Source organism: Pseudomonas bananamidigenes, from assembly GCF_001679645.1.
In the GTDB taxonomy this organism is placed as follows: domain Bacteria; phylum Pseudomonadota; class Gammaproteobacteria; order Pseudomonadales; family Pseudomonadaceae; genus Aquipseudomonas; species Aquipseudomonas bananamidigenes.
Map to the genome: position 1 here is coordinate 1 of NZ_LRUN01000079.1, position 26,114 is coordinate 26,114.

A 26,114-nucleotide genomic window follows, 5' to 3' on the forward strand; every position below is an offset into this window, starting at 1 on the left:
CTCGGCCTCGGGATCGACCATTTCCAGAAACGGGTGGGTCTCGTAGATCACCAGTCGTCCGCCCGGTTTCAGGGTCGAGGCGACGTGGCGGAAGAATTCGCCGATGTCGGGCATCCAGTTGAGGACGCCGATGGTGATCAGCGCCACGTCGAAACGACCGCGCAGTGATTCGGGCAAATGGTGAATATCGGCTTCGATGAATTGGGCCGGGTGCGGCGAGCGGCTGTTCAGCGTCCGGGCCTGTTCGAGAAACGCCGCCGACTGATCGACACCGACGACACTTCGCGCCCCCAGCGCGAACAGCGAAAGGCTTTCGCGGCCATTGTTGCAACCCAGTTGCACGACGTCCTTGCCATCAATGCCGACCTGCTCCAGCAGCCCGCGCAGGGTGTTGTCGAGGCAGGAAAAACCGGCCTGGGCGACCTCGGCCAGCAAGGCCTGCCAATCAGGTGAATCCTGATGATGACGGGCCGAATCGTTCCACGCCCGACGATTGCTTTCGATGACGTTCTTGTGGTCTGGCACTTCCATGGCGCGCTCCGCACGAGGCTCTTGATTGAGCGGCCCGAGTCTAGTCGAGCTGGTCGATCCAGGTTGTTGCGAACTTGTAAGCCACCGTCCGCCGGCTCAAACCTGAGGCCTATAAAATTCCCTCCGCCTGATCCAGCCGCTCGCGCAAAAACTCGATCAACGCCTGCACTGGCCGCGAGGTCTGACGGTGCTGCGGGTACACCGCCGACAGAATCAGCGGCTCCGGACGCAAATCATCCAGCACCGGTACCAGCCGCCCGTCCCTCAGCGCGGCCCCGACAATGAACGTCGGCAAGTAGGTAATTCCCATCCCCGCCACGGCCGCATCCCGGAGCAACTCACCGTTGTTGACCCGCATCCGCCCGGTGACATTCACCAGTTGCGGCTTGCCCTGCCCCGCATTGAACCGCCACTGCACCGAACGCCCGTGGCCGTAGGGCAGGCAGTCATGACTGAGCAGATCTTCCGGTTTGACCGGCGTGCCACGTTCGGCGAGATAAGCGGGGCTGGCGCAGTACACCCGCTCGATGGCGGCAATGCGGCGGGCAATCAATGTCGAGTCCTCCAGCACACCGATCCGCAACGCCAGGTCATAACCCTCGCCGAGCAGATCCACCGGTCGGTCGCTCAGGTCCACCTCCACCGTGACTTCGCGATAACGCTGCAGAAACGGTGGCAGCAAGCAGCCCAGATGCGCCAATGCAAACGACAGCGGCGCACTGACGCGAATCGCTCCGCGCGGCTCGGCGGTCTGCCCGGCGATGCCCTGCTCCACCTGTTCGACTTCACCCAATAGTCGTAGCGCCGATTCGTAATAGCTCTGGCCCAGTGGAGTCACGTCCAGGCGCCGGGTGGAACGATTGAGCAGACGCACGCCGAGGCGCTCCTCCAGTTGCATCAACCGACGGCTGACGAACTGCTTGGACAGGCCCAACTGATCGGCCGCCGCCGTGAAGCTGCCGGAGTCCATCACCTGGCAAAAAATACGCATGTCTTCGAACGGGTTCATTGTCACTCTCTGGTTGACAGTTAAACGCTTTATAGCCGCTTTTTCACTTTCCGGCACCTCATTAATCTGTGCTCACGGTGTTGCTGAGGCCTGAACCCCAGCGCCACAGCAGCCCGATCCCGACGCATACAAAAACTCAAATGACTGAAAAGGAATTGCACATGAACATCAAGAAAACCCTCGCCGCTTCCCTCCTCGCCCTGTCCGTCGGCAACGCATTCGCCGCCGAAGGCACTGGCGTCGAACACAACACCCAGGCCTTCCTCGATGCGCTCGCCGCCGGCGGCGGCAAACCGCTGGAGCAACTGAGCCCGAAAGAAGCCCGTGCGGTGCTGACCGGTGCCCAGGCTTCGGTGAAGGTTGACCTGTCGGGTGTTGACGTCAGCGACAAGGCGATCAAGGTCGATGGCCAGACGATCAACCTGAAAGTGGTACGTCCGGCCAAGGTCAAGGGCGAGTTGCCGGTGTTCATGTTCTTCCACGGTGGCGGCTGGGTGTTGGGCGACTTCCCGACGCACCAACGCCTGATCCGTGATCTGGTGGTGGGCTCCGGTGCGGTTGCGGTGTATGTCGATTACACACCATCGCCGGAAGCGCACTACCCGACCGCGATCAATCAGGCTTACGCCGCGACGAAGTGGGTGGCGGAGCACGGCAAGGACATCGGTGTCGACGGCAAGCGTCTGGCGGTGGCCGGCAACAGCGTCGGCGGCAACATGGCGGCGGTCGTGGCGTTGATGGCCAAGGAACAGAAAACCCCGGCCCTGCGCTTCCAGTTGCTGATGTGGCCGGTAACCAACGCCGGTTTCGATAACGGCTCGTACCAGCAATTCGCCGAGGGCCACTTCCTGACCAAAGGCATGATGCAGTGGTTCTGGGACAACTACACCACCAACCCGGCCGAGCGTGCGCAGATCCATGCCTCGCCGCTCAACGCCAGCGCCGAACAGCTCAAGGGCCTGCCCGCCGCGCTGGTGCAGACCGCCGAGTTCGACGTGCTGCGTGACGAAGGCGAAGGCTACGCCCGCCACCTCGACGCCGCCGGTGTGCCGGTGACCTCGGTGCGCTACAACGGGATGATTCACGACTTCGGTCTGCTCAACCCGCTGAACGGGATTCCCGAAGTGAAGGCCGCCGTGCGCCAGGCAGCGGCAGAACTCAAGACCCATCTGAACTGAGTGCAACCTGGGGCGAGGGAGCTCGCTCCCGCTTGAGTGCGCAGCACTCACAAAATCTTCAGTAAGTCGAAGATTTTGGGGCTGCTTCGCAGCCCGGCGGGAGCAAGCTCCCTCGCCGCGTCTGTCATCCAGACTGTGGAGTTCATCATGTCCTTTCTTTCTGCCCACCTGCTTTCCTTGAGCGCGCTGCTGCTGGTACTCGACGCCCTGCTCTGGCACCTCGTCCCGTTCAAGCATCGCGCGCAACGGGTCGGTGTGCGGCTGGTGCTGTTTCTGGCGTTCAGCGCACTGGTCATCAACGCCGGCGTGAGCCCGTTGCAGGCGCCGGTGTTTGCCGATGACCCGGTGGCGCAACTGGGAGCGACGGCCCTGGGAATCCTCTGGTGGCTGTACGCCGCTCGGGCACTGACCGAATTGATCGGTCTGATCCTGATGCGCCGCATCGGCCACAGCGGCCGTCTGCTGCAGGATGTGATCGGTGCTCTGGTGTTTCTGGCGGCGATCGTTGCAGCCGCCGGTTATGTGCTGGACCTGCCGGTCAAAGGCTTGCTCGCCACCTCCGGGGTGGTCGCCATCGTGATCGGTCTCGCCCTGCAAAGCACCTTGGCCGACGTGTTTTCCGGCATCGTACTGAACACCACCAAGCCGTATCAGGTGGATGACTTCGTGGTGATCGACGGCGTCGAGGGCAAAGTGCTCGACATCAACTGGCGCGCCACGCACCTGTTGAGCAGCACCGGAACCTTGGCCGTGGTGCCGAACTCGGTGGCGGCCAAGGCCAAGATCGTCAACCTCAGCCGTCCGAACAACCTGCACGGTGTGTCGATCAGTATCAAGGTGCCGAACCATATCCGTCCGCGCCGCGTGCTCGACGCCCTCGACCGCACCCTGCAAGGCAGCAGCAGCCTGCTGCTGACGCCTGCGCCGAAAGCGGTCCTCAAAGAGGCCGGCGAAGAAATGTCGGAATACGTGGCCAGCGGTTTCATCGCCGAACTGGGCAAGAAAAGCGAAGTGCGCAATCAATTGTTCGACCTCGCTCATCGTCATCTCGAAGCGGCTGGTATTTCGCGGCACCCGGATGGTGTGATCGAACCCTCGACCCGCGCCCGGGCCTTGCTCGACGAAGTGAAAATCTTCCGTTCGCTCAGCCATGAAGAACGCGATCGCCTCGCCGAATCGATGGTTGCGCAGCAATACAGCGCCGGGCAGGTGGTGCTCGGTCTGGAGGAAGTGCCGGACAGCCTGTTCGTGATCGCCACCGGTGTGGTCAGCGCCAGCGTACCGGACGGCAATGGTTTCACCGAAGCCGGACGCATGGGACCGAGTGAGGTCATGGGTGAACAGAGCATTCTGGCCGATACGCCTTCGCAGGCGACATTCACGGCGCTCACGTCTTCGATCATCTACCGTCTCGACAAGAACCTGACCCGCCAATGCATGGAACAGCGCAGCGAAGTCGGTCAGGCGTTGAACAAGTTGCAAGCGGTACGGCAGCAGAACAGCCGGCTGGCGTTGATGGCCAAGCCTGTGCCGGTACGCAAGGGCGGTTTTTTGGGGTGGTTGCAAAAGCGTTGAGCCCTTTTCGGCAGACAAAAAAATGCCCGCTCTTCAGCGGGCATTTTTTTTCGGCCAATTACTTGGCAGTGAACTTGGTGTAGCTGTTGATCAGGTTGCGATAGTTCGGCAGACGCTCGGACAGCAGATTCGCCAGGCCTTCCATGTCGTTGCGCCAGTCGCGTTGCAGCTCGCAGGCCACCGCGAACCAGTTCAGCAGTTGTGCACCGGCAGCCGACATGCGCGCCCATGCCGCTTGCTGTACGGTTTCGTTGAAGGTGCCCGAAGCGTCGGTCACCACGAACACATCAAAGCCTTCGGCCAGCGCCGACAGGGTCGGGAACGCTACGCACACGTCAGTCACCACACCGGCAATGATCAGTTGCTTGCGGCCGGTGGCCTTGATCGCCTTGACGAAGTCTTCGTTGTCCCAGGCGTTGATCTGGCCAGGGCGGGCAATGAACGGCGCGTCCGGGAACTGGGCTTTCAGCTCAGGCACGATCGGGCCGTTCGGGCCGCTGTCGAAGCTGGTGGTGAGGATGGTCGGCAGGTTGAAGAACTTGGCGATGTCGCCCAGGGCCAGCACGTTGTTCTTGAACTCGTTCGGCGAGAAATCCTGCACCAGCGAGATCAGACCGGTCTGGTGGTCGACCAGCAGGACCACGGCGTCGTCTTTGTTCAGGCGTTTGTAAGGAACGTTGCTCATGTGAAACTCCTCGGGGATGGGTGGTGCGTGAAGCGCCGGGCCACTCGGACCGGCGCCGTTCTTTCGAAATCAGAAAGCGAAACAGGAACAGCCGAAGGCGCCCCAGAAACCGGCGAAGTCGCTGACCGGCGCATTCGACAGGCGGGCTTTTTCATGGCTGTGGGAATGCACGGCACACGGACCGCTGCACTGGTGCACCTGGGCCTGCAACGGCGAGTTCGGACGCCAGTGACCTGGCACTTTCACCACCGGCGACCAGTCCGGCAGTACCGGCAAGGCGCGTGGACCGAGGTCTTCGAATTCGCCGGCGGAATAAACGATCTTGCCGCCGACCACGGTCAGTACCGACTCGATCCATTTGATCGCCTCTTCCTCGACATGGAAGAAGTCCGCGCTCAGCGCTGCCAGATCCGCCAGTTGCCCGACCTTGATCTGACCCTTCTTGCCCTGTTCGGACGAGAACCAGGCGCTGCCATGGGTAAACAGCTCCAGTGCGGTGGTGCGTGGCAGACCTTCTTCGTACAGCGCCAGACCGCCAACGGTACGACCGCTGACCATCCAGTACAGGGAAGTCCATGGGTTGTAGCTGGACACCCGGGTGGCATCGGTGCCCGCACCGACCGGCACGCCTTCGGCAAGCATGCGCTTGATCGGCGGTGTGGCTTCGGCGGCTTTTTTGCCGTAGCGGTCGACGAAGTATTCACCCTGGAACGCCATGCGATCCTGAATCGCAATGCCGCCGCCCAGCGCCTTCACCCGTTCGATGTTCTGTGGAGTGATGGTTTCGGCGTGATCGAAGAACCAGGGCAAACCGTTGAACGGAATGTCGCGGTTGACCTTCTCGAACACGTCGAGCATGCGGCTGATGGATTCGTTGTAAGTGGCGTGCAGACGGAACGGCCAGCGCTGTTCGACCAGGTGGCGCACCACCGGCTCCAGTTCCTGCTCCATGGTCTGCGGCAGGTCCGGGCGCGGTTCGAGGAAGTCTTCGAAGTCCGCCGCCGAGAACACCAGCATTTCGCCGGCGCCGTTGTGGCGCAGGAAGTCATCACCCTGATGCAACTTGACGCTGCCGGTCCAGTTCTGGAAATCGGTCAGCTCTTCTTTCGGCTTCTGGGTGAACAGGTTGTAGGCGATGCGCACGGTCAACTGGTCGTCTTTCGCCAATTGTTCGATCACCTGATAATCGTCCGGGTAGTTCTGGAAACCGCCGCCGGCATCGATGGCGCTGGTCAGGCCGAGACGGTTGAGCTCGCGCATGAACTGACGGGTCGAGTTGACCTGATATTCCAGCGGCAGCTTCGGCCCCTTGGCCAGAGTCGCGTACAGGATCATCGCGTTCGGCCGCGCCACCAGCATGCCGGTCGGGTTGCCGTTGGCATCACGCACGATTTCGCCGCCCGGCGGGTTCGGCGTGTCGCGGGTGTAGCCGGCGACGCGCAAGGCAGCGCGGTTGAGCAGTGCGCGGTCGTACAGGTGCAGGATGAACACCGGGGTGTCCGGCGCTGCCTGGTTGATCTCTTCGAGGGTCGGCATGCGTTTTTCGGCGAACTGGAATTCGTTCCAGCCACCGACCACGCGCACCCATTGCGGGGTCGGTGTACGGTCGGCCTGATCCTTGAGCATGCGCAGCGCATCGGCCAGCGACGGCACGCCTTCCCAGCGCAGTTCGAGGTTGTAGTTCAGGCCACCACGGATCAGGTGCAAGTGCGAGTCGTTGAGGCCGGGAATCACGCAGCGGCCCTTGAGGTCGACCACTTGCGTACCGGCACCGCGCAGGGCCATGGCCTGCGTATCGTTGCCGACGACGACAAACCGCCCGTCCTTGATCGCCACCGCACTGGCGAGGGGTTTTTCGCGGTCTACCGTATGAAATTGGCCATTGAACAGAATCAGATCGGCGTTCATCGCAGTTCCTTCGAGATAAGTGAAACGAAGCCCATACCTGCCGGCTCAGCGCGGCGGGTTGGCATTGGATTCCAGGTGTTCATGGGGCTGACTCGCCGTCAGCCAGGGTGCGAACAGGCGGGTCGCGGCGGGCATGCACACGTACACCACCGACAGCACGATGGTCAGGGTGATCAGGAACGTGGCGACCACGTAGTTGGAGAGAAATGCATTGAGTTGCAGCAACGGCCCCCAGATCAGCGGCACCAGCAAGGTGTGCGGCAGAATCACGAACAACGTCACAACGGCCTGCTTCCAGCGGGGCGGCGGCGTAGCTGCATCGACCAGTGGCGTGAACCAGAACTCATTGGCAGCGTTGACTTCGGTCTGGTCGCCGTCGGCGAGCATCGGTGCCGCTTCCTCGATCAGCTTCTGACGCTGCGGCGAATCGAGCCAGCGTTGCATCGCCTCGGTCGAGCAATAACGCAGCACGCAGGTGAACAACGCGAGGCCACCCTGTTTACTGCGCATCACGTCCACGCCCAGGTGCCCTTCTTCGCGTCCTGCCACGCTGACAATATTGCGCAACCAGGTTTCGTACGGCTGTTCGAAACCGGCCTTGACCCGATGCTTGACGATCAGCGTCACGGTTTCTTCGGTTCCCGGCTTTATCGGGGACTGGGTATCAGACATAACGGAGCACTCCGGGCAATCGAGCATTGAGCGCCAGCCGTCCCGGCCCGGCGATCAGAACAGTGGTGAACAGAATCAACAGCAACCAGCCGAACTGCCCTTCGGCCACACTCCATTGCGGATGCACGAGCAGCAACGCCACCAGCAGCACAAACAGAATAGGCAAGCACGCCAATCTCACCAGTAACCCGGCGACGATCAGCAGCGGACAGAGGACTTCGGCAAAAATCGCCAGAATCAGGGTGAGGTGGGCACCGAGGTGAAACGGGTCTTCGATTTGCTGCAGCTGCGTGGTGAAGTCCAGCAGCTTGGGCAAGCCGTGGACGAACAGCAGAAACAACCCGCCGGAGATCCGCAGGAACAACAGGCCGAGGTCTTGCGCCTGGTCATTGCGTTGTGGAGCGTTCATGGTTCCCACCCCCGATCAATCATTGCAGGCAATGGTGCAACGATTGATCGGGGGGAAATTGGATGGGTGTGCTCTCTTGGTCTGGAAACTCTTTTGATGATCGTTCCCAGTGCGTGGGAATGAAGCCCGGGACGCTTCGCGTGCTATCGGCCCAGCGCCGAAGACCTCATTCCCTCCTCCGGTCACCGTGTATCCACGACGGTGTACCGACGCGGCTCGAAAACCGTGACTGCCGTCGAGTTCGCCACCTGGTCTGTTCTCACTGAGAACATGATGCTCAAGAATGTCCCGACGCCAAGCGACAGCAGATAGTCCGCCGGGAGTCTCAAGGTGTAGCCCAGATTCGTGACCCAGGCCAGATGCACCGAATTGCGATCAGGTGTCCAGATACTTCGATTGTTCACGGCACCATTGGCCGTGAAGCCCATCAGGGTGAGTTCCAGCCGTTGGCCTCTCGCCATATGTATCCAGCCGCCAAATGTCAGATTCGCTCCGGACACGATGTCCTTCTTGTCCAGTTCGAGAGTGCCTTTCGCCTCGTCGATCACGGGGGATGTGAGCAAGTCGCTCGGGATCGGCAGCACAGATAGCGCCAAGGGTTGCAATTGCACCGCAGGTGCACCGCCGCGTACATAGGAGGCGGTGCCTTCAACGGCTTTACCGATGCTGAAGGCCACCAGAGAGACAGGTGCCGATATTTCTCTGGGTGTGGCCCCCACGGCAACCGCCGGCGAGGTATACGACCCTGCCGCTGGCGTGCCCGGCGCCGCGGTCCAGCTAACGCTGACCTGATCGGCAGGCTGGCTCGGATAATCGAGGACAAATGTCAGCGCGTTTGTCGCTGCACCCGGATTCAAATGGGTGTTGCCGGTTGATTCCTTGATCCGCACCTCGCGGTTTTCCAGAACGTTGATCGTCCGAGTATTGGATACGCCGCCACCGGAGTATCGACCTGTAAAGACGTGGAGCCCCTCGGTCAATCCGTTAACCGGAAATTCCCATACGCCCGCATTGGCCGGCGCCCTGCCCAGAAGCGCTTGCCCATCAAACACGCTGACCTCTTCGGTCGCGGCGCCGTGCAATGTGACGCTGGTGAAAAGCGTGTCGCCATCTTCGGCGATCTCCTGATCGAGCGGATCAGTGATCCGCTCGATCCTTGGCGCGCTCACGGGGGCCGTCAGGACGATGTAATTTCGATGTGCAAATGCCTGAGCATCGGATAGATCCGGACTGTTCCGCAGCCCGGCCCAGAATTTCATCGTCAGCACACTGCCGTTTTGCAGACCTTGCAGCGGTGCAGCAGGAACCTTTTGTTCGTAATACCCCAGACTGAATCGATTACCGACGACATTTTCCGGTGCTTGCCAATACCAGGCCTCCCAGACACTGCCATCGACCTTCACACCTGTGAGCTGGAGCCAGAAGAACTGCTCGCGTCTGCTCAGCAGCCATGACCGGATACGCAATGTAACCTCCGCCAGACCGCTCACATCCAGGTGAGTGCCGTCACCTTCGTCGCTTGCTTCTTTGATCACCGGCAGGGGCAGATCGGGTTGGTTTATGAGCGCCACGAAAAGCGGCAACGGTTGTGATTCCACGGGCGGCTCAGTGCCACGGTAAAGCGTGTAAGTGACGATGACGGTCTGCCCGAGATTGAACGCCACCAGAATATTGTCGATATGGGTCGTGAAAGGGCGTTGAAATCCGCCGATCGGAATGCGCGGCGACGTATAGGAACCGGAACCTGGAGTCCCGGCCCACGTGATGGCAAGGAAGTCTCCCGGCAACCAGGGGAAGTCGATGATTACCGTCAGGTTGTACCGGGCGGCCGCTGGCAGCAGGAAACCATTCGAACTTTCTTTAATTGCCAGCCGCGGCAGGTCGCCACTGATGGGCGCAGGAGTCGGCGTGTCCATATTCACTTCCCTTGATAGCAGGCCGTTTCGGGATTGGCCCATCAAACACGGGAAGGCGAGCACGCACCACTGTCAGAACTAACAGGGTCAACGCGGTTTTAGACGAACGGCCATTCACACCGCCGGAATGTCCAGCGACGCCGACATGAACTGACTGATCCGCGAACGCAGCCACTTCTCTGCCGGATCGTTGTCATGCACCCCGCTCCAGGCCATCGACAGTTGCGCCGCATCAATCGGAAACGGCGGATCTTCAGCTCGCAATGCACACCCTTCGACCAGTGCACACGCCGCATAATCCGGTACGGTGGCGATCATCTCGGTGCCCGCGAGCAAGGCACGCAAACCGCTGAACTGCGGCACACCAAGCACCACGCGACGACTGCGACCGACCTTGGCCAGGTCCACGTCGATGTTGCCGCTCAAATCGCCTGAGAACGACACCATCGCATGGGGCCGCTCGCAGTATTCGTCGAGGGTCAGCGGGCCCGGGCGGTCATCGCCGCGCAGGACCTTGCAGGGAATGTCGCGCAGTTTCTTGCGCTTGGCGTTGGCCGGAAGGTCCGTTGTGTAACTCACACCGACGGAGATTTCCCCGGACGCCAGCAACGTTGGCATCAGCAGATAGTTGGCGCGCCGCACCACGACCACGATCCCCGGCGCCTCTTCCTGCAATTGACGCAGAAGCGGCGGAAACAGACCGAACTCGGCGTCATCCGACAGACCAATGCGGAACACGTCGCAACTGGTGGCCGGGTCGAATTCCTTGGCCCGGCTGACCGCGCCGGAAATCACGTCCATCGCCGGTTGCAGTTCCCGCAGAATCGCCAGCGCCCGCGCCGTCGGTTCCATGCCTCGACCGTTGCGCAGCAGCAACGGATCGTCGAACAGATCCCGCAGGCGGCCCAGCGCCGCGCTCACTGCCGGTTGGCCCATGAACAGTTTTTCGGCGACGCGGGTCAGGTTCTTTTCGAACATCAAAGCTTCGAAGATCACCAGCAGGTTCATGTCGACGCGGCGCAGATCGTTTCGGTTCATTGAGCACGTTTTCCTTGATTGAGCCTGACGTGAGAGCTGTGCACTTTATTCGATAAACGGCACTTTGGCTGCGCGTTTGTATGGGCCGTATTCCACCGGCACCCACTGGAAGTGCTTGTCGACCGCTGTGATGTGGCCAATGCCCGGGAAAGGCAAGTGCGCAGCCGTTACCCAGGTTTTGCTGGCCGCCGCTGCACTGAACACCGCATTACGACTTTTGATCGCTTGCTGGCTGTTGACGTCAAAGCTGATCGCCACCTCAGGATGGTCGAACTGCACCGCCAGGTTGTGCACCAGATCCCCCATGAACACGATGCTCTGATTCTGTGAAATAAAACGGTAGGTTGTACTGCCCGGCGTGTGGCCGGCTTCCAGTGTGGCATCGACCACGCCCGGCAACGGCGACTGGCCCGCCGCAAATGTCTTGAAACGCCCGGCGGCGATGTATGGCGCGGTAGAGTCCTGAGCGATCTTGAAGAACTCCCGCGCACCGGCCGGTGCCTTGGCCAGAGCCTGCGGGTCGAGCCAATAATCGGCTTCTGCCTTGGCGGCGTAAACCGTGGCATTGGTGAAAATCGGTTGTTGCTGGCCGTCCACCAGTCCACAGACGTGATCCAGATGCAGGTGAGTCAGCAGAATCGCATCGACCTGCTCAGGCTTGTAGCCCGCCGCCTGCATGTTGGCCGAAAGCTGGCCGGCGGTAGCACCGATGCACTGACCCGCGCCGGTATCCACCAGTACCAGTTGTTTGCCGGTGTTGACCAGGAACGCATTGAACGCAGTTTGCACGCCCGGCGTTTCAATCGAGCGACGGGCCAGCAAGGCGCGAATCTGGCTCTGGCTCATGCCCTGCAGTAGCCTCGGCGACAAGTCGTTGTAGCCATCGAACAGCGCCGTCACTTCGTAATCGCCCAGCGCCAGCCGGAAATAACCCGGCACCTGCGTGCCGACCTGTGGTGCCTGCGCCATGGCGGTGGACATCACACCGACCAATGTCGCGCCGATTACGCCGTTGAACAAACCTTTCATATGCGCCTCCTCGAACGAGCCCGATTCTGCGGCCCTCATGGCCCGCCTCAATCGTCGCCATCCTGCCCGATTCCCACCATGGGGACTTGCAGCGGTGTGCTGAGTTGGAGCAGAAGGTGGAATTAACAACGTTTAACTCGTCAGCCTTCGCCCCTCGCCAAACAATGAATCCCTCTGCGCAGCGTTGTTTTATTGACCTGAGGGAAAGCGCTGACCGTGCCTTCCCCCCTCGACACGGACATTGGCCATGGCTCACTCACAGCAAACCGTCGCCCTCGCCCCTGCCAGCGAACCTCGCAAAACCAGCACTGGCGGCCTCAGCCCGCAACGTGAACGGCTGGTGAAACAACTCATTCTCGAACGCCTAGGCGATAGCCTTGAAGTCTCCGATCTGGCCAACGCCTGCGCACTGTCACGCAGCCACTTTTCCCGGGCTTTCAAATGCAGCACCGGTTACTCGCCACAAGACTGGATCCGCTCCCAACGCATTGCCCGGGCCAAACAGTTGATTCAGCACACCAACCACAGCCTTACGCAGATCAGCCTGGAATGCGGCTTCTGCGATCAGGCGCACTTTTGCCATATCTTCACCCGCAGCGAAGGGATCAATCCGTTTGCGTGGCGTTGTCAGGTCATGAAAAACCGCTGAAGCGGCTTCACTCCCGGACCATCCGCTGAGCCAGCCGCGCCACCCGCTCGCCCAGGTGCGCGGCAGTCAGTTGGTCCTCCAGCGGAGGCGCAAGTCCGGGCGGTTGTTCGACAGAGGATTGGGACATGACACCGAGGGCACTGCCGAGGCGATTCAATTGGCCGTCAATGCCCCCGGCACCGACACGCGCCGGCAGCAGATCGAGCCCCACCCAGATCATCGAATGCTGAGCGGCGAACACGGCCATCTGCACTAAGGTATTGAGTTTGTCGCCACACAGGCTGCCGGAATTGGTGAAGCCTGCCGCGAGTTTGTCGCGCCAGGGGCGGGCGAGGTAAAACGACGCCGTGGCCTCCATGAATTGCTTGAACGCCGCCGACACGCTGCCCATGTAGGTCGGCGAACCGAAAATGATGGCGTCGGCGCGGTGCAGGTCTTCCCAGTGTGCGTCCACATCCTCCACCGCCAGCAGCAGACAGCGACTGCCCGAGTGACGCTCCACACCTTGGGCCACCGCCCGGGCAATGACGCGGGTGTGCCCGTAGCCACTGTGATAGACCACCACTACCTTGCTCATCGCAGCGTCCTCTAGACGTATGCATTCCGTTGCCTCGGAGTTTTGGCTCTGCAGCGGGTGCGGACGAGTTAATCGTTGTTAATTTTTTTCATCTGCCGGGCGAGCAGGCGAAGATTCGGGCCTTTGAATACGAGCGCAATGACGCCGCTCGCCGATAGATATCCGGGCATCAATGCCTTGTGCGCATTGCGCTGGCAGCCGATCCTGAGGAATATGCTCGGAAAACGCGGACCAGACGGCTTACAGCCTCGTCGAGCCGCTATCCGCCCTGTCACGTTTTTTTCACCAACGCCCGGGCAGGATCAAAAGAACAACGAAGGAGTATGTGGTTGAGTCTTTCCCCGAATCAGGCCATCGGTTTCGGCCCCTATCGGATCCACCCCGGCCAGCGGCTGGTGCTCGAAGGCGACCAGCCTTTGCGCCTGGGGCGCCGTGCCATGGACATTCTGCTGATCCTGCTGGCCAATGCCGGTGAAGTCGTGAGCAAACAGCAATTGATCGCCGGGGTCTGGCCGGACAGTGTGGTGGAAGACATCAACCTGCGGGTGCACATGGCATCGTTGCGCAAGGCACTGGGCGACGGTCAGGCCGGGCAGCGCTATATCGTCACGGTGGCGCAGCGCGGTTACAGTTTCGTGGCACCGATCCAGTTGCAATCGATCGAGCAGCGACCCGCCGCCGGTCACGCGGCCCGGCATAACCTGCCGCTGCGCCGCACGCGGATGATCGGTCGCCAGGCGGTGGTCGACAACCTGATGAGCCAACTGCCGCGCCAGCGCTGCATCACCCTGATCGGCCCCGGCGGCATCGGCAAGACCACGGTGGCGTTGCGTGTCGCCGAGCAACTGATCGGCCGTTATCGCGACGGCATTCGCCTGCTGGATCTGGCTCCGCTCAACGACCCGCGCTCGATCTGCTCGCACCTCGCCGCCCTGCTCGACCTTTCGCTGCATGACAGCGAGCCGATGGCCTGCCTGATCAACAGTCTGCGCGAGCGGCAGATGCTGCTGGTGATCGATAACTGCGAGCATCTGATCGACGCCGTGGCGCTGCTCAGTGAAAGCATTCTGCGTGGCGCGCCGCAGGTGCACATTCTGGCCACCAGTCGAGAAAGTCTGCGCACCGAGGGTGAGTACGTGCAGCGCCTGGAATCGCTCGACTGCCCACCACCGATTGCGGTGCTCGACCGCGATCAGGCGATGGGGTTTTCCGCGCTGCAACTGTTCGTCGAACGGGCGATGGCCGCCCACGAACACTTTGAGCCGCAACCGGCCGACCTGCCCTTGATCATCGAGATCTGTCGACGGCTGGACGGTATCCCGCTGGCACTGGAGCTGGCGGCCGCACAGGTCGCGAGCCTCGGGCTGGACGGACTGCTGAGGCAGCTTCAGGGACATTTGCCGGCGGGTAATCAGACTCATCTGGGCCGGCATGAAACCCTGCGGGCCACGCTCGACTGGAGCTTCAATCTGCTCAACGGTTGCGAACAGACAGGCCTGCGCCGGTTGGGCGTGTTCCGTGGCGCATTCACTCTGGAGTCTGCCGCAGCGGTCATCGTTGGCCAGCACATCGAGTCTGGCGAGGTGTTTGCCTCGATCACGCAACTGGTTGCCAAGTCATTGCTCAACGTCGAGGTGGGCGATGAAGAGGTGTTCTATCGCCTGCTCGACACAACCCGCCGTTACGCGCTGGAAAAACTCGACCAGGCCGCCGAACTCGGCGAAACCCGTGAACGCCATGCCGAACGCTGCCTGGCGCTGATGCATCAGGCCCAGGCCGATTGGGAAAACACACCGACCGAAATCTGGATCGAGCGCTACGCCCGTGGCCTCGAAGACCTGCGGGCCGCGCTGGAGTGGACGCTGAACGATGGAGGCTCGCGTCAACTTGGCGTGCGTCTGACGGCGACCTCGGCGCCGTTGTGGCAGGAGCTTTCCCTGCTCAAGGAGTACGGTGCCCATGTGCGTCGTGCCCTCGCGTTGCTGGCGTCGGCGCAGGCGCCTTGCCCACGCTTGGAAATCGCCCTGAAACTGGCTCTCGGCAGCGCCTGCTATCACACCTGGGGCGGTACACCGGAAACCATCGAAGCCTTTGTCAGCGCACGTCTGCTGGCACAGAAGCACGACGACATCGCCGGCCAGTTGCGTGCCGTGTCAGGTCACATGGCGGTCAATCTGAGTTGCGGTCATTACCGGATGGCGCTTGAACAAAGTGAGCAATTCGAAAGCCTCGGCCTGCATGGCGATGCGCAGTTGTCACTGAGCACTCATCGTCTGCGGGTGCTCGCGCTGCATTACGCCGGTGATCAGCATCAGGCGCGGATCCACGCCGAACAGGTCATTCAGCGCATGGCCCAAAGCGGCCACCTCAACCGTTTCACCCACGGTTTCGGCGTGCAATACGATCAGAGTGTCGCTTCGCTGACTGTCCTTGCCCGGGTGTTATGGCTGCAGGGTTTCCCGGAACAGGCCTGGCGTACGGCCCGGCAGGCGCTGGACATCGCCGTACAGATCAATCACGGCACTTCGATCTGCTACACCCTCGCACTCGCCACTTGCCTGATCGCCCATTACAACGGTGATGTGCAGAACGCCCGTGCCCTGCTGCAACTCCTGCTCGAACAGTCGCAGAAGCACTCGGTGCTGCTGTTCTACACGTGGGCACGGCACTATGCGCAGGTGATCGATGCCGACAAAGCCTCTGCAATCCCGCCTGCGGATAGCGGTCTGGTCAGGGAAATCATGGTCACGCTGGATCCGGGTTTCGTCGATGATGCCTTGCTGGAGCGGGCCCAGAGCGGCGCGGCCGGCTGGAGCACGGCGGAGATTTTGCGAGCACGGGCCGAACGATTGCTGACCGCTGAATCGCCCTGCCATCACACGGTCGAAAGTGCCCTGCTGCAATCCCTGGCGATTGCCCGGACGCAAGGCGCACTGGCCTGGGAACTGCGCAGCGCGACGTCGCTGGCCCGGTTATGGCAACGCCAGGCGCGTTATCGTGAGGCGCTGGAAATGCTGACCCCGATCTACAACCGCTTCACCGAAGGCTACGCGACCCCGGACCTGCGCAAGGTGCGCTCATTGCTCGACGAACTGCGCGATCAGTCGGTCGCGTGAGTTCGGTCGCGTACGGCCCAGATAGCGAGAATGGCGAAGCTCGACGTCATGCAGTTCGCCGCCCAGCTCCAGCTGTTCGCGGGCATAGCGGCGAGTGGTGTTGAGCATTCGATAACGCAGTGTTGCGCCGGATCGGTCCATCGACAGTAACGACTTCGACGCCAGTTGTTCGACCACGGCCACCAGCGTCGAAGGCGGCAACTGCGCACAACTGATCACGCCTATGGCGGCATCCAGGGTGAATGCCGCCTTGAACACCGACAGGCGCTGCAACGCACGTTGTTCGTGCTCGCTCAGACGCTTATAGCTCCAGTCCAGAGCAGCCTTCATTGACTGGTGTCGTGGCACCGCGGTACGGCGACCTTGACTCAAAACCTGCAGTCCGTGAGCCAATTGCGCCTGAAGCCCGACCAGGGCCAGTGCATCGATCTTCGCCGCCGCCAGCTCGATCGCCAAAGGCAGACCATCGAGCCGACCGCAAATATCACGCACCGCCTCGAGGTCCTGCTCACGCAGATCGAAATCATGCTGGCGGGCCCGGGCACGGCTGACAAACAGCTGCACCGCCGAAAAACCCATGGCCTCATCGACACTATTGAGTGCCGAGGTTTTGGGAACGGTGAGCGGCGACAGTGGCTGGAGGCTTTCCAGACCAACACACAACGGAGTGCGGCTGGTGGCAAGAATCGACAGTCGGGGCGCCATGTCGAGCAATGTCTGCAGCAGGCTCCGACAGGCTTCGTGCAAGTGCTCGCAATTGTCCAGCACCAGCAAGGCATGGCGCGCCGCCAGAGTGGCGAAATCAATATCGAGGATTTTCAGCACGCCATCGGCCAGTGGTGCTTCTTCGTCGATCAGCGACAGATCCACATGCCACACACCGTCACGAAAGTGTTGCAGCAGCAGTTCCGCCGCCCGCAACGCCACGGTGCTTTTGCCGACGCCGGCCGGTCCCGTCACCGTTATCAGTCGCGACAGCGGCAACTGCCGCACAAGACTGCCGACCACAGAGTCGCGCCCCGTGACAGGCGTCAGCCGGGCGGGCAGGTTGTGTTGAGGCATCTGCAGGCTTTCGAACACCACTTGCGCGACGCCATCGTCATGCACCGGTGCAACAAAGCTATACCCGCGCTGCGGTAAGTTGACGATGTAGCGCTGTCCGTTCTCCCCATCGCGCAAAGCCCGGCGCAACGCAGCGATGTGTACCCGCAGGTTGATCTCTTCAACCACCGAAGTCGGCCACACCAACGCGATCAATTGCTCCTTGCTGACCACCCGCCCGGCTCGCTCGACCAGCACCTGCAATATGTCCAGCGCACGACCGCCCATGCGCAGTTGCCGATCCCCTTCGAGGATCAGCCGCTGACGCAAATGGAACGCGTACGGACCGAAGCGCAGGACCGACGCCGCATGCAATTGGTTGAGGCTGTTCATGTCCGTTATCTTGGCAGGCCTGGATGACGGTACAACCATCACGCGGGGCGCAACACGGACATCCGGGTGCCCGTGACGGACAGAACGGCCCTAGCTGAACTGTTCGCGGTATTGGGTCGGCGTCAGCCCGAGCTTTTCGCCGAACAGGAAACGCATGTGGCGCACGCTGCCGAAACCGCTCTTGTAGGCCACCGTTTTCAATGGCAGATCGCCGGTTTCCAGCAGATTGCGCGCGCAATCGATGCGCGCGCTTTGCAGGAACTCCATGGGCGTCATGCCGACCTCACGGGAGAACACCCGCGCGAAATGCCGCGTGCTCATGTTCGCCAGGCTGGCCATGCGCTCTATGGTGAAGACTTCCTCGAGATGTTCCAGAACGTGATTCTGGACCCGCGTAATGGGCGTTTCGTGGGGGGCCACGGCTGCCATCAGCGGACTGAACTGCGCCTGCCCGCCCTGGCGTTTCATGACCACCAGCAGCACTTTGGCCACGTCCTGGGCGATTTTCTTGCCGTGATCGCGGGCCACCACCGCCAGCGCCAGATCGATGCCGGCGGTGACGCCACCAGAGGTGATCAGGTTGCGGTCTTCGACAAAGATCTGGTCAGTCGCGACATCTGCCTTTGGAAAGCCTTTGATCAGGCGTTCCGTGTAGTTCCAGTGAGTGGTCACACGATAACCATCGAGCAGACCGGCGTAACCCAGCACGAACGCTCCCGTGCAAATGGAGCCATAGCGCTCGGCCCGACTCACCGCTCCTTTGAGCCAGTCCAGCAAGGGTGGGCACTTTTTGTTGTAGGCACCCGGGCCACCCGGAACCAGCAGCAAGTCATAACGCCCGGCCGCTTCATCGAAGTGCCCGTCGGTGTGCACCAGGACACCATTGGAGGCGCGCAGCGGCCCACGTTCAGTCCCCAAAAGCGTCAGTTGGTAGTGATCGTCTGGCTTGAGATAGCGGTTGGCAACCGAAAACACCTCCATCGGCCCCGCCATATCGAGCAAAAGAAACTCTGGAAACAACACCATTGCCACGGTTTTCATGAGCAGACATCACTGAAATCAATGAACAGTTATAAGTTGCAGCATTATGGCCAAGTACAGAGCAAACGTTGCGAAAGATTGCGTGAACGGGCGCACAAGACTGTCAACTCTAAAGGGACAGTATTTCAATTTATAGCTACTTATTGCATTCCACGGTTACCAGTAACCTTCTCCTCACTTGGACGAATCAACGTCCTGAAAGGAGATTTCATCATGCTGACCCTTCGCAAAGCCTCCGACCGTGGTCTGGCCAATCATGGCTGGTTGAAGTCATTCCACACCTTTTCTTTCGCCAGTTACCGGGATCCGCGTGAACAAGGCTTTTCCGACCTGCTGGTGATCAACGATGACCGCGTCGCCGCCGGTAAAGGCTTCGGCCAGCACCCACACCGCGACATGGAGATTTTCTCCTACGTACTCGAGGGTGCGCTGGAACACAAGGACACGCTCGGCACCGGCTCGGTGATCCGGCCTGGCGACGTGCAACTGATGAGCGCCGGCAGTGGCGTGGCGCACAGCGAGTTCAACCACTCGCAGACTCGGCCTGTGCACTTCCTGCAGATCTGGATCGTGCCGGACGTCAGCGGAGCCAAACCACGCTATCAACAGGAACACTTCAGCGAACAGAAAAAACGCGGTCGCCTGCAACTGATCATCTCGCCCGAGGGCAGCAACGGTTCGCTCAAGGTACGTCAGGATGCACGGGTGTACGCCGGGCTGTTCGATGGCCGGGAAAGCGCCACGCTCGAGCTGCCTGCAAACCGCTATGCCTACGTGCACGTAGCTCGGGGCAGCGTTGAACTGAACGGGGTGTCGTTGAAAGAAGGCGACGGTGTCCGTATTCGAGAAGAACAGGCGCTGACCCTGAGCAATGGCCAGGATGCCGAAGTTCTGGTGTTCGACCTGCGGCCGCAAGAGCTGCCGGAAATGCCATGAGTCGATAGTTTTCATCGTTAGAAAAAACGGCCTTCGTTGAAGGCGTTTTTCATTCTGCGTAAAAGTCGGCAGCACTGCCGGCGCCGGAAGCGTTTCTTGTCTCGATAAGGCCTGCACGGCATTCATGGACTATTCATTCTCCAGCGCAAACGCCTCGACAATCTGCTCGATCACCGCCCTGACCCGCGCGGTATGGCGCAAGTCCGCATGGGTCACCAACCACACTTCATAAGGCAACGGACGTGTGCGCTCCGGCCATAGCCTGACCAGCCCATCACGTTCGCCCATGTAGACCGGGATTTCTCCTATACCCAGCCCGGCGGCAATCGATCGTCTTACCAGCAGGCTGGAGCTCAGGCCGGCGACGATACGCCCGCGCGTCACGGGTTCGCAGACCAGGGTCAGGTCCTGCCTGCCTTGCAGATACGGCTGATATACCACCAGATCGTGGCCCTCGAACGCACTGCCCGGAGTCGGCACCCCGTGACTGTCGACATACATCTGTGAGGCAAACAACCCCACCGGCCAACGCGCGATGCGCCGGGCGATCAGGTTCGGGTTGTCCGGACGGGTGTTGCGCACGGCGATGTCCGCTTCGCGTTTGGCCAGACTGAGGATCTGCGTGGAGGCGTCCAGATGCACGCGCACATCCGGATGCTGTTCGTGCAACCGCGCGATAGCCGGGATCAGGAAATCGATGGCCAGCGAATCCGTGGTGCTGACCCGCACACTGCCGGTCAGGCGATCGTCCAGGCCCTGGATACGTCGTTCCAGCTCCAGCGCCGAATGCTCCATTTTTTCCACCGAGCGGAGCGCGGCTTCGCCGACTGCCGTCAGCGCATACCCCTCGGAGGTACGCAGGAACAAGGTTGCGCCCAACGACTTTTCCAATGCCGTGATACGTCGCCCGACCGTCGCTTGGTCCACGCCCAGCACGCGCGCGGCGCCGCGCAATGTCGACTCGCGGCAGACCGCAAGAAACACACGTGCATCATCCCAGTTCATACCGTTCCCCATTGATGCATAAACGCATCACTATCACGCAAACTCGCTGCATTTCAGCAGCAACGTTAGCCGATATGCTGGACGCCATAAACCTTTCACAGGATTGCCGTCATGCGTACATCAACTGCTTCGCCCGAGCGGCCGGACACGAGTATCTGGCTGGCGATTTTCGCCGGACTCTGCGCCAGCCTGGTCAGCATCGGTCTGGCGCGTTTTGCCTACACGCCGCTGATCCCAGCGCTGATTCAGGCGCAGTGGTTTTCCACCCATGATGTCGTTTATCTCGGCGCGGCCAACCTGGTCGGTTACCTGATCGGCGCCCTCCTGGGCCGTCCGCTTGCACGACGGCTGACTCAGAGAAACGCTCTGCGTCTGATGATGCTGGCGGTGACCGTGGCGTTTTTCGCTTGTGCTTACCCCGTATCGGTGAGCTGGTATTTCGGCTGGCGCCTGCTGTCCGGAATCGCAGGTGGGGCCATCATGGTGCTGGTGGCCGCGACCGTATTGCCTCATGTACCGGCCGCGCGCAAAGGACTGGCCAGCGGAGCGATTTTCCTCGGCATCGGACTGGGCATCGCCGGCTCGGGCACGATTGTTCCGTTGCTGTTGAACCTGGGCCTGCAAGCGACCTGGCTGGGACTGGGCACCTTGTCGCTGGCACTGACGGCTATGAGCTGGTTCGGCTGGCCCTCGGAACTGCCCCAGTCAACCGTCGCAACGGCTCAGGCAGAACCGGAAGAGCCGACACCACCTGCTGTTTATCTGCTGTTTGCCCAGTATGCGTTCATGGCTGCCGGGCTGGTGCCGGCCATGGTTTTCCTGGTGGATTACGTTGCCCGTGGACTGGGCGCCGGCGCGCACGTCGGCGCGCTGGTCTGGATCATGTACGGTCTGGGTGCCATCGTCGGCCCGGTGAGTCATGGCTTTCTCGCTGATCATCTCGGCGCGCGGACCAGCATTCGTCTCGTGTTGGTGGTGCAAGCGATCACCCTTGGCTTGCTGGCCATTTCGCATTCGTTCCTGGCGCTGGCACTGCTGGCAGTGATCCTCGGCTCGTTTCCGCCGGGCATCGTTCCGCTGGCGTTGGCCCGGGTGCATGAGCTGGTGCCGGATCACCATCGCCAACAGGTGGCGTGGAGCCGGGCCACCGTGTCGTTCGCCACATTTCAGGCGCTGGCCGGCTTCGCCTACTCGGCGCTGTTCAACGCCACGGGCGGACAGCATGTATTGCTCTTCGAGATTGCGGGCGGTGCCATCGTGATCGCGCTGATACTTGAGCACGCCATGAAACTGCTGCCCTCCTGCGGCGAACAACGCTGCTGCGCGCAATGACGGGAATCATTTGACCCTGACTGCGCTCCCATCTACTGATCATTTGTTTTATGAGGACTCGAAAATGACGTTGCCCACTGAAATGACCCGAATCGAAATCACCGAACCGGGCGGGCCCGAGGTTCTGCAATCCCGACGCGTCCCGCTGCCGATCGCCGCACAAGGTGAAATACTGATCCGCGTACACGCCGCCGGCATCAATCGCCCCGATGCCCTGCAACGCGCCGGCAAGTACCCGATGAAGCCTGGCATGAATCCGATTCCGGGCCTTGAAGTGGCCGGCGAGGTTGTGGCGATTGGCAACGGTGTCAGCATGTTCGCGGTGGGTGATCGGGTCTGCGCGCTGACCAATGGCGGAGGTTACGCCGAGTACTGCACAGTCCCGGCTGGCCAGGCTCTGCCGATCCCCGGCGGGCTGGGCTGGATTCAGGCGGCGGCCATTCCTGAAACCTTTTTCACCGTGTGGGCCAACCTGTTCGGTCTTGGTGCTGCCAGCCGTGGAAAACGTGTCTTGATCCACGGAGGCACCAGCGGCATCGGCACCACCGCGCTGATGCTGTGCCGCGAGTTCGGCATCGAAGCTTTCGCCACCGCAGGCAGCCCCGACAAATGTGAGGCCATCCGTGAATTGGGCGGTAAGCCGATCAACTATCGCGAGCAGGATTTCGCGGCCGTGATCGCCGAACAAACCAACGGCCAGGGCGTCAATGTGATCCTCGACATCATGGGCGGCTCGTATCTGAATCCCAACCTCAAGGCGTTGGCGATGGATGGACGCCTGGTCATGCTTGGTTTTCTCGGCGGCGCCCGTGCCAACGATGTCGATCTGCTGAGCATTCTCGGTAAACGTGCCGTGGTCACAGGCTCTTTATTGCGCGCTCGCACAAGCGCGGAAAAAGCCGACATTGCCGCACAGTTGCGTGAACACGTCTGGCCGGTACTGGCGGCCGGGCGTTGCCTGCCGATGATCGACAAGGTCTACCCGCTTCTCGACGCCGCTCAGGCTCACGCGCACATGGAGATGGGTGACCACATCGGCAAGATCGTGTTGAACGTGGCCTGAGCCACAGCATCGTTTTGTAATGATTGCAGGCGGGCGACGATCGAAATTGTCACGCGGGGATAGGTGCTTCTGGTAAAAAGCTTCTTTGTCCGTGCTCTGGTGAACCGTTTAATGTTTCTCGCCTTCATGACCGGGCTTCGACGCCGCCGCCTGGCGTTCGCGTGCATGGCCGCCCTGATCATCGGCCTGCCAGCCAGTTGCGCCGTACTGGAGCACACCGAACGCAAGCTGCTGTTTCGCATCGAACCGGGTACGGCGGGCTGGTATCACGGATTACCCAATACCGTTCAGGAACTCGACCTGCAACCCAAAACCTTCAAGGCCGGACAAAACATTCACGCCTGGTGGTGGCCGGCGGAGCGAGCCAATGCGCCAGCCATCCTCTACCTGCACGGCGTGCGCTGGAACCTGACCGGGCAACTGTTCCGCATCGAACAATTGCGTGCAGCGGGGTATTCGGTACTGGCCATCGATTATCGCGGTTTTGGACAAAGCCGTGGCGACCTGCCTTCGGAAAGCACCGTCTATGAAGATGCCCGGGTGGCCTGGGAGCGCTTTCAGCTGTTACAGCCCGACCCGGACAAGCGCCTGATCTACGGGCACTCCCTCGGTGGTGCGGTCGCCATCGATCTGGCCGCCGAACTGGGCCGGGATGCGGCCGGCAACCACATGCGCCTGCCCGTCCGTGGTCTGATCATTGAATCCACCTTTACATCATTGGCCGACGTTGCCGCCGCCGTAGCCGATACCTCCCTTCCCGTTCGCTGGTTGCTGTCGCAGAAATTCGATTCCATCGACAAGATCGCTGACATCCATATGCCGTTGCTGGTGGTGCATGGCCTGGCCGATACATTTGTCCCATCGCGTTTCAGCGAGCAACTGTTCGCCGCCGCCAGACAACCCAAAAAACTGCTGCTTGTTCCCGGCGGAACACACAACAACAGCATGGCACTGGGCGGGCAAAACTATCGCAAAGCCATAGACACCTTGATGCAGACAAGGCCTGACGGGCACGTGGCAAGAGCAACGCTGCCCAGCAGCCCGGGCGACTCCTGAAAGTAGAGACCATCGGTCATCCCGAAGAAAAATATGGCTGCATCCGCTGGTAATTCTTCTATCTGACGCTTTGCTGGATGAGGTCAATCCTTCACGTGGCTTCGGCACACCCGGCCGCGCCACGTTTCACAACCTGCCCGGGAGCACAAACATGAAAATCAACCCATACCTGATCTTCAACGGCGATTGCCGTGCGGCCTTCACGTTCTACGAGCAATGCCTGCAAGGCAAACTCGAGGCAATGATGACTTTCGGCGAAACACCTGCGGCCGAGCATGTACCGAAAGAACATCACAATCTGATCATTCATACCTGCCTGAAGGTCGGCGATCAGATGCTCATGGCTTCAGACACCACACCCGACCGCCCGACCCAGGGCATGAGCGGTTGTTCGATTTCCCTGAACGTCGAAACCATCGCCGAAGCCGAAAGGGTCTTCAACGCCCTGGCCAAAGACGGACGAGTGGACATGCCGCTGGAAGCCACCTTCTGGGCCGCACGCTTCGGCATGCTGGTGGACAAGTTTGGTGTCGCGTGGATGGTCAATTGCGAAAGCGACAAGTAGCGCCACATTTGCGCGAGGCATGAAAAAGCCCAACCTTCATCAGGTTGGGCCTGTGCTTATCGCTGAGCCAGTTCATGTCTCACGCATTGCTCATAGTATGTTTGCTTGACTGCGGAGGGCTTGAGCCGAGAAGTGCTGTTGTAGGTCTGCTCTGTGATCCCCATCGCCGTCATCCGCATCCACGGCTGTTGAAACTTGCGTACCTGCAAGCGCTTTCGGGCGCCATAAAGGGAAATCCCCGACAGCTTCGATTGCTGCGCGCCAGCCGCGATGTCCGAACCCCAGGTACAAGCAAAACGATGGCTCTTGCTCAGCTCTCTCGCTTGGGTGTCCAGCGCGACCAGGGCCAGGGAAATCACTGCAACAGTGATGACAATCGTCCGCATATGGTCAACCTAACCTTTTGAAAAAAGGCGAGTTTGCCGGTATCGAACACAATCGGGGGCCAGCAGTTTGCCGCCTGTTGGCCTTGGGTGCTGACTTCAATTATCAACCAGAGGAAAACGGGATGATCCTCCGCAAAAGTCCCTGGGCATGAAAAAGCCCAACTCGCTAAAGTTGGGCTAAGTCATTGAATTATATGGTCGGGACGGAGTGATTCGAACACTCGACCCCTAGCACCCCATGCTAGTGCGCTACCGGACTGCGCTACGCCCCGACTAGGCGTTGACTCTGTCCTTCATGTCGAAGAACGCTCAAGAATATATCGCAAGCTTTTGAAAACTGGAAGTATTTAAAAGCAGGAAATTATTTCTTGAGAACCACCAGAACATCTTCGAGCTCAGCGATCATCTGGCGGATCATTTGTTTGTATTGGGTTGTGTCATCTTTGGCTTCATCTCCGGACAACCGCAGACGTGCGCCGCCAATGGTGAACCCCTGATCGTAAAGGAGCGCCCGGATCTGCCGGATCATCAGCACGTCCTGGCGCTGATAATACCGGCGGTTTCCGCGGCGTTTGACGGGGTTGAGCTGAGGAAACTCCTGCTCCCAGTAACGCAACACGTGTGGTTTTACCGCACACAGTTCGCTGACTTCACCAATGGTGAAGTAGCGTTTGCCCGGGATGACGGGTAGTTCGTCGTTATGACTTGGTTCCAGCATAAGCCTCAACTCGGGCCTTCAACTTCTGCCCTGGACGAAAGGTGACCACACGGCGAGCCGTGATCGGGATTTCTTCCCCCGTTTTCGGGTTGCGGCCAGGCCGCTGGCGTTTGTCCCGAAGGTCGAAATTGCCGAAACCCGACAATTTGACCTGCTCGTTGTCTTCAAGAGCGTGCCTGATTTCCTCGAAAAACAGTTCGACCAGTTCCTTGGCTTCCCGCTTGTTCAGGCCCAGCTCTTCATACAGACGTTCCGCCATCTCAGCTTTCGTCAAAGCCCCCATACG

The 26,114-nt window shown here is 60.7% G+C and carries 25 protein-coding genes and 1 tRNA gene; 9 read left to right on the forward strand and 17 right to left on the reverse strand.

Features of this window, described 5'->3' with window-relative positions; translation table 11 throughout:
* Together BBF94_RS23760 and BBF94_RS23765 are read right to left on the reverse strand one after the other, a co-directional pair.
* The coding region (locus BBF94_RS23760) for a class I SAM-dependent methyltransferase (RefSeq protein ID WP_065261453.1) at positions 1-531 on the reverse strand (531 nt) is incomplete at its 3' end.
* A 109-nt stretch (positions 532-640) separates the two neighbouring features.
* A complete protein-coding gene (locus BBF94_RS23765; protein WP_065261396.1) occupies positions 641-1,540 on the reverse strand; it encodes a LysR family transcriptional regulator in 900 nt (299 codons plus the stop codon).
* Between the two features lie 161 nt (positions 1,541-1,701).
* Between BBF94_RS23765 and BBF94_RS23770 the strand changes: the two genes are divergently transcribed.
* Both BBF94_RS23770 and BBF94_RS23775 read left to right on the forward strand, forming a co-directional pair.
* Entirely contained in the window at positions 1,702-2,718 is a 1,017-nt protein-coding gene (locus BBF94_RS23770) for an alpha/beta hydrolase (protein WP_065261397.1), read from the forward strand.
* Positions 2,719-2,865: 147 nt separating this feature from the next.
* Positions 2,866-4,293: a mechanosensitive ion channel family protein gene (locus tag BBF94_RS23775; RefSeq protein ID WP_065261398.1), complete on the forward strand. Its 1,428-nt coding sequence runs from the start codon at positions 2,866-2,868 to the stop codon at positions 4,291-4,293.
* Positions 4,294-4,351: 58 nt separating this feature from the next.
* On the opposite strand, the gene ycaC is transcribed toward BBF94_RS23775, so the two are convergent.
* The 7 genes from ycaC to BBF94_RS23810 form a co-directional block, all read right to left on the reverse strand.
* Positions 4,352-4,978, reverse strand: coding sequence for an isochorismate family cysteine hydrolase YcaC (gene ycaC / locus BBF94_RS23780; RefSeq protein WP_065261399.1), 627 nt, complete (start codon positions 4,976-4,978; stop codon positions 4,352-4,354).
* Positions 4,979-5,047: 69 nt separating this feature from the next.
* A complete protein-coding gene (locus BBF94_RS23785) occupies positions 5,048-6,886 on the reverse strand; it encodes an amidohydrolase (protein WP_065261400.1) in 1,839 nt (612 codons plus the stop codon).
* Between the two features lie 45 nt (positions 6,887-6,931).
* On the reverse strand, positions 6,932-7,558 hold the full coding sequence (locus BBF94_RS23790) for an antibiotic biosynthesis monooxygenase (protein ID WP_065261401.1): 627 nt from the start codon (positions 7,556-7,558) through the stop codon (positions 6,932-6,934).
* A complete protein-coding gene (locus BBF94_RS23795; RefSeq protein WP_065261402.1) occupies positions 7,551-7,967 on the reverse strand; it encodes a DoxX family protein in 417 nt (138 codons plus the stop codon). Before BBF94_RS23795 ends, BBF94_RS23790 begins: the two co-directional genes overlap by 8 nt.
* A gap of 182 nt (positions 7,968-8,149) precedes the next feature.
* Complete coding sequence (locus tag BBF94_RS23800; RefSeq protein ID WP_065261403.1) at positions 8,150-9,883, reverse strand: Ig-like domain repeat protein; 1,734 nt, start codon at positions 9,881-9,883, stop codon at positions 8,150-8,152.
* 114 nt (positions 9,884-9,997) lie between these two features.
* Positions 9,998-10,921 (reverse strand): LysR family transcriptional regulator, encoded by a 924-nt coding sequence (locus BBF94_RS23805; RefSeq protein ID WP_065261404.1) that lies wholly within the window; start codon positions 10,919-10,921, stop codon positions 9,998-10,000.
* A 45-nt stretch (positions 10,922-10,966) separates the two neighbouring features.
* On the reverse strand, positions 10,967-11,950 hold the full coding sequence (locus BBF94_RS23810; RefSeq protein WP_065261405.1) for an MBL fold metallo-hydrolase: 984 nt from the start codon (positions 11,948-11,950) through the stop codon (positions 10,967-10,969).
* 247 nt (positions 11,951-12,197) lie between these two features.
* On the opposite strand from BBF94_RS23810, the gene BBF94_RS23815 reads away from it, so the two are divergent.
* Positions 12,198-12,599 carry a helix-turn-helix domain-containing protein gene (locus tag BBF94_RS23815; RefSeq protein WP_065261406.1) on the forward strand — a complete coding sequence of 134 codons (402 nt, stop codon included), beginning with the start codon at positions 12,198-12,200 and terminating at the stop codon, positions 12,597-12,599.
* A gap of 7 nt (positions 12,600-12,606) precedes the next feature.
* Here the strand turns inward: BBF94_RS23815 and BBF94_RS23820 are convergent, their stop codons facing one another.
* Positions 12,607-13,176, reverse strand: a complete 570-nt coding sequence (locus tag BBF94_RS23820; RefSeq protein ID WP_065261407.1) for a flavodoxin family protein — start codon at positions 13,174-13,176, stop codon at positions 12,607-12,609.
* 329 nt (positions 13,177-13,505) lie between these two features.
* Here BBF94_RS23820 and BBF94_RS23825 point away from each other — a divergent pair, with 329 nt between their 5' ends.
* Complete coding sequence (locus tag BBF94_RS23825; protein ID WP_065261454.1) at positions 13,506-16,292, forward strand: ATP-binding protein; 2,787 nt, start codon at positions 13,506-13,508, stop codon at positions 16,290-16,292.
* Here the strand turns inward: BBF94_RS23825 and BBF94_RS23830 are convergent.
* Together BBF94_RS23830 and BBF94_RS23835 are read right to left on the reverse strand one after the other, a co-directional pair.
* Positions 16,254-17,726: an ATP-binding protein gene (locus BBF94_RS23830; RefSeq protein ID WP_065261408.1), complete on the reverse strand. Its 1,473-nt coding sequence runs from the start codon at positions 17,724-17,726 to the stop codon at positions 16,254-16,256. The genes BBF94_RS23825 and BBF94_RS23830 overlap by 39 nt on opposite strands.
* A 90-nt stretch (positions 17,727-17,816) precedes the next feature.
* Positions 17,817-18,767 (reverse strand): GlxA family transcriptional regulator, encoded by a 951-nt coding sequence (locus BBF94_RS23835; protein WP_065261409.1) that lies wholly within the window; start codon positions 18,765-18,767, stop codon positions 17,817-17,819.
* Positions 18,768-18,980: 213 nt separating this feature from the next.
* On the opposite strand from BBF94_RS23835, the gene BBF94_RS23840 reads away from it, so the two are divergent.
* Positions 18,981-19,703, forward strand: a complete 723-nt coding sequence (locus BBF94_RS23840; RefSeq protein WP_065261410.1) for a pirin family protein — start codon at positions 18,981-18,983, stop codon at positions 19,701-19,703.
* A gap of 129 nt (positions 19,704-19,832) precedes the next feature.
* Here the strand turns inward: BBF94_RS23840 and BBF94_RS23845 are convergent, their stop codons facing one another.
* Positions 19,833-20,708 (reverse strand): LysR family transcriptional regulator, encoded by an 876-nt coding sequence (locus BBF94_RS23845; RefSeq protein WP_065261411.1) that lies wholly within the window; start codon positions 20,706-20,708, stop codon positions 19,833-19,835.
* Between the two features lie 111 nt (positions 20,709-20,819).
* On the opposite strand from BBF94_RS23845, the gene BBF94_RS23850 reads away from it, so the two are divergent.
* The 4 genes from BBF94_RS23850 (at position 20,820) to BBF94_RS23865 (ending at position 24,724) form a co-directional block, all read left to right on the forward strand.
* The gene (locus BBF94_RS23850) at positions 20,820-22,040 is read left to right on the forward strand and encodes a YbfB/YjiJ family MFS transporter (RefSeq protein ID WP_065261412.1); all 1,221 of its coding nucleotides are present in this window, start codon (positions 20,820-20,822) and stop codon (positions 22,038-22,040) included.
* Positions 22,041-22,104: 64 nt separating this feature from the next.
* Positions 22,105-23,103 (forward strand): NAD(P)H-quinone oxidoreductase, encoded by a 999-nt coding sequence (locus tag BBF94_RS23855; RefSeq protein WP_065261413.1) that lies wholly within the window; start codon positions 22,105-22,107, stop codon positions 23,101-23,103.
* Positions 23,104-23,214: 111 nt separating this feature from the next.
* Entirely contained in the window at positions 23,215-24,159 is a 945-nt protein-coding gene (locus BBF94_RS23860) for an alpha/beta hydrolase (RefSeq protein ID WP_065261414.1), read from the forward strand.
* Positions 24,160-24,310: 151 nt separating this feature from the next.
* Complete coding sequence (locus tag BBF94_RS23865) at positions 24,311-24,724, forward strand: VOC family protein (protein WP_065261415.1); 414 nt, start codon at positions 24,311-24,313, stop codon at positions 24,722-24,724.
* Positions 24,725-24,780: 56 nt separating this feature from the next.
* Here BBF94_RS23865 and BBF94_RS23870 read toward each other — a convergent pair whose 3' ends face one another.
* The 4 genes from BBF94_RS23870 to ihfA all read right to left on the reverse strand — a co-directional run bounded on the left by BBF94_RS23870 (position 24,781) and on the right by ihfA (position 26,111).
* The gene (locus tag BBF94_RS23870) at positions 24,781-25,110 is read right to left on the reverse strand and encodes a hypothetical protein (protein ID WP_065261416.1); all 330 of its coding nucleotides are present in this window, start codon (positions 25,108-25,110) and stop codon (positions 24,781-24,783) included.
* 195 nt (positions 25,111-25,305) lie between these two features.
* Positions 25,306-25,382 (reverse strand) — tRNA-Pro (locus BBF94_RS23875).
* Positions 25,383-25,471: 89 nt separating this feature from the next.
* Complete coding sequence (locus BBF94_RS23880; RefSeq protein WP_003179985.1) at positions 25,472-25,828, reverse strand: MerR family transcriptional regulator; 357 nt, start codon at positions 25,826-25,828, stop codon at positions 25,472-25,474.
* Entirely contained in the window at positions 25,809-26,111 is a 303-nt protein-coding gene (gene ihfA, locus BBF94_RS23885) for an integration host factor subunit alpha (protein WP_002553164.1), read from the reverse strand. The genes BBF94_RS23880 and ihfA overlap by 20 nt, the downstream gene beginning before the upstream one ends.
* Between the last annotated feature and the right edge of the window lie 3 nt (positions 26,112-26,114).

What these genes read in the sequence shown, in the direction of transcription:
- BBF94_RS23765 (WP_065261396.1), bottom strand. Translation starts at nt 1,540, where the DNA reads ATGAACCCGTTCGAAGACATGCGTATTTTTTGCCAGGTGATGGACTCC.
- BBF94_RS23770 (WP_065261397.1), top strand. Translation starts at nt 1,702, where the DNA reads ATGAACATCAAGAAAACCCTCGCCGCTTCCCTCCTCGCCCTGTCCGTC.
- BBF94_RS23775 (WP_065261398.1), top strand. Translation starts at nt 2,866, where the DNA reads ATGTCCTTTCTTTCTGCCCACCTGCTTTCCTTGAGCGCGCTGCTGCTG.
- ycaC (WP_065261399.1), bottom strand. Translation starts at nt 4,978, where the DNA reads ATGAGCAACGTTCCTTACAAACGCCTGAACAAAGACGACGCCGTGGTC.
- BBF94_RS23785 (WP_065261400.1), bottom strand. Translation starts at nt 6,886, where the DNA reads ATGAACGCCGATCTGATTCTGTTCAATGGCCAATTTCATACGGTAGAC.
- BBF94_RS23790 (WP_065261401.1), bottom strand. Translation starts at nt 7,558, where the DNA reads ATGTCTGATACCCAGTCCCCGATAAAGCCGGGAACCGAAGAAACCGTG.
- BBF94_RS23795 (WP_065261402.1), bottom strand. Translation starts at nt 7,967, where the DNA reads ATGAACGCTCCACAACGCAATGACCAGGCGCAAGACCTCGGCCTGTTG.
- BBF94_RS23800 (WP_065261403.1), bottom strand. Translation starts at nt 9,883, where the DNA reads ATGGACACGCCGACTCCTGCGCCCATCAGTGGCGACCTGCCGCGGCTG.
- BBF94_RS23805 (WP_065261404.1), bottom strand. Translation starts at nt 10,921, where the DNA reads ATGAACCGAAACGATCTGCGCCGCGTCGACATGAACCTGCTGGTGATC.
- BBF94_RS23810 (WP_065261405.1), bottom strand. Translation starts at nt 11,950, where the DNA reads ATGAAAGGTTTGTTCAACGGCGTAATCGGCGCGACATTGGTCGGTGTG.
- BBF94_RS23815 (WP_065261406.1), top strand. Translation starts at nt 12,198, where the DNA reads ATGGCTCACTCACAGCAAACCGTCGCCCTCGCCCCTGCCAGCGAACCT.
- BBF94_RS23820 (WP_065261407.1), bottom strand. Translation starts at nt 13,176, where the DNA reads ATGAGCAAGGTAGTGGTGGTCTATCACAGTGGCTACGGGCACACCCGC.
- BBF94_RS23830 (WP_065261408.1), bottom strand. Translation starts at nt 17,726, where the DNA reads ATGAACAGCCTCAACCAATTGCATGCGGCGTCGGTCCTGCGCTTCGGT.
- BBF94_RS23835 (WP_065261409.1), bottom strand. Translation starts at nt 18,767, where the DNA reads ATGAAAACCGTGGCAATGGTGTTGTTTCCAGAGTTTCTTTTGCTCGAT.
- BBF94_RS23840 (WP_065261410.1), top strand. Translation starts at nt 18,981, where the DNA reads ATGCTGACCCTTCGCAAAGCCTCCGACCGTGGTCTGGCCAATCATGGC.
- BBF94_RS23845 (WP_065261411.1), bottom strand. Translation starts at nt 20,708, where the DNA reads ATGAACTGGGATGATGCACGTGTGTTTCTTGCGGTCTGCCGCGAGTCG.
- BBF94_RS23850 (WP_065261412.1), top strand. Translation starts at nt 20,820, where the DNA reads ATGCGTACATCAACTGCTTCGCCCGAGCGGCCGGACACGAGTATCTGG.
- BBF94_RS23855 (WP_065261413.1), top strand. Translation starts at nt 22,105, where the DNA reads ATGACGTTGCCCACTGAAATGACCCGAATCGAAATCACCGAACCGGGC.
- BBF94_RS23860 (WP_065261414.1), top strand. Translation starts at nt 23,215, where the DNA reads ATGTTTCTCGCCTTCATGACCGGGCTTCGACGCCGCCGCCTGGCGTTC.
- BBF94_RS23865 (WP_065261415.1), top strand. Translation starts at nt 24,311, where the DNA reads ATGAAAATCAACCCATACCTGATCTTCAACGGCGATTGCCGTGCGGCC.
- BBF94_RS23870 (WP_065261416.1), bottom strand. Translation starts at nt 25,110, where the DNA reads ATGCGGACGATTGTCATCACTGTTGCAGTGATTTCCCTGGCCCTGGTC.
- BBF94_RS23880 (WP_003179985.1), bottom strand. Translation starts at nt 25,828, where the DNA reads ATGCTGGAACCAAGTCATAACGACGAACTACCCGTCATCCCGGGCAAA.
- ihfA (WP_002553164.1), bottom strand. Translation starts at nt 26,111, where the DNA reads ATGGGGGCTTTGACGAAAGCTGAGATGGCGGAACGTCTGTATGAAGAG.